The sequence below is a fragment of the Nocardioides sp. genome, assembly GCF_036401255.1.
In the GTDB taxonomy this organism is placed as follows: domain Bacteria; phylum Actinomycetota; class Actinomycetes; order Propionibacteriales; family Nocardioidaceae; genus Nocardioides.
Genome location: NZ_DASWVI010000113.1, coordinates 1 through 2,129, shown reverse-complemented (window position 1 = coordinate 2,129; position 2,129 = coordinate 1). Strand labels below are relative to the sequence as shown.

Sequence of the window (2,129 nt, the reverse complement as noted above, 5' to 3'; positions counted from 1 at the left end):
CCTGGACACCAAGCGGGTGCGCGACCACACCGTCACCCTCGCCGAGCTGCTGACCGAGCACACCGACGGCTGGGAGCCGCCGGACGCCTCGGGGGTCTCGGCGATCACGCAGGTGCACTGCCACCAGCACGCCGTGCTCGGCTGGGACGCCGACCGCGCCCTGCTCGAGCGGGCCGGCGCCGACGTCGAGCGGCTCGACTCGGGCTGCTGCGGCCTGGCCGGCAACTTCGGCTTCACCGCCGGCCACGGCGCGGTCAGCGAGGCGTGCGCCGAGCAGGTGCTGCTGCCGCGGCTGCGCGAGGTCGACCCCCGCGACCGCGGCACCGTCGTGCTCGCCGACGGCTTCTCCTGCCGCACCCAGATCCACGACCTCGACAGCGGGGGCAACGAGGGCCAGCACCTGGCCCAGCTCCTGGCCTGGCTGCTCGCGAGCCGACCGGCCCGCGGCGCACACCCACCCGAAGGATCACCCGAAGGGAGCACGAGATGACGACGACCGTGGCCGACCAGCTGCTCGCCCGCCTGCGGGAAGGGGGGGTCGAGCAGGTCTTCGGCTATCCCGGCGACGGGATCAACGGCATCCTCGGCGCGTTCTCCCGCGCCGACGACCAGCCCCGCTTCATCCAGTCGCGACACGAGGAGATGAGCGCGTTCGAGGCCGTGGGCTACGCGAAGTTCTCCGGACGCCCCGGCGTCTGCATGGCGACCTCGGGCCCGGGCGCGATCCACCTGCTCAACGGCCTGTACGACGCCAAGCTCGACCACGTGCCCGTGGTGGCAATCGTCGGGCAGACCAACCGCACGGCGATGGGCGGCAGCTATCAGCAGGAGGTCGACCTGGTCAGCCTGTTCAAGGACGTCGCGAGCGACTACGTGCAGATGGTGACGGTGCCCGAGCAGCTGCCCAACGTCGTGGACCGGGCGATCCGGATCGCGGTGGCCCGCCGCGCACCCACCGCGATCATCGTGCCCAACGACGTGCAGGAGCTCGAGTACGCCGCCCCGGGGCACGCGTTCAAGATGGTGCCCTCGAGCCTGACCCCGCCCCCGCGGCCCTCGGTCACCCCGGACCCGGCGGCGCTGCGCCAGGCGGCCGACGTCCTCAACGCCGGCCGCAAGGTCGCGCTGCTGGTCGGGCAGGGCGCCCGGGGCGCGGACGCCGAGATCGCCGAGGTGGTCGACCTGCTCGGCGCCGGGGTCGCGAAGGCGCTGCTCGGCAAGGACGTGCTCAGCGACCAGCTGCCGTGGGTGACCGGCTCGATCGGGCTGCTGGGCACGCGCCCGAGCTACGAGATGATGATGGGCTGCGACACGCTGCTCACCGTCGGGTCGAACTTCCCCTACACCCAGTTCCTCCCCGAGCTGGACCAGGCCCGGGCCGTCCAGATCGACATCGACGGCACGATGGTCGGGATGCGCTATCCCTACGAGGTCAATCTCGTCGGCGATGCGCAGGCCACGCTGCGGGCCCTGATCCCGCTGCTGGAGAAGCAGCAGGACCGCTCCTGGCACGACGAGCTCTGTGCCAAGGTCGCGGACTGGGGGGAGGTGATGGACGCCGAGGCGCACGTGGCGGCCGACCCGATCAACCCGATGCGGATCTTCAACGAGTTCTCGAAGGTCGCCCCGGCCGACGCGATCATCAGCTCCGACAGCGGGTCGGCGGCGAACTGGTACGCCCGGCACGTCCAGATGCGCGGCCGGATGCGCGGCTCGCTCTCCGGGACGCTCGCGACGATGGGCGCGGCGGTGCCGTACGCGATCGGCGCGAAGTTCGCCCACCCGGACCGGCCGGCGATCGCGTTCGAGGGCGACGGCGCGATGCAGATGAACGGGCTGGCCGAGCTGCTCACGATCTCCCGCTACTGGCAGGAGTGGGCCGACCCGCGGCTGGTGGTCGCGGTGCTGCACAACAACGACCTCAACCAGGTGACGTGGGAGCTGCGGGCGATGGGCGGCACGCCGACGTTCGTGGAGTCCCAGGCGCTGCCGGACGTGTCGTACGCCGACTTCGCGCGCTCGTGCGGCCTCGGGGCGACCACGGTCACCGACCCCGAGCAGCTCGCCGACGCCTGGCAGGTGGCGCTGTCCTCGGACCGGCCGCACGTCCTCGACGTGCACTGCGACCC

General features: G+C 72.2%; 1 protein-coding gene and 1 pseudogene. Both read left to right on the top strand.

Going from position 1 to position 2,129, the window contains the following annotated elements:
- Positions 1–490: pseudogene (locus tag VGD85_RS05215) on the top strand ((Fe-S)-binding protein); the annotation flags it as partial.
- Positions 487–2,129 (top strand): thiamine pyrophosphate-requiring protein (locus VGD85_RS05210; RefSeq protein WP_331062384.1); only part of this gene is annotated, 1,643 nt, incomplete at its 3' end. The pseudogene VGD85_RS05215 and the gene VGD85_RS05210, both read left to right, overlap by 4 nt.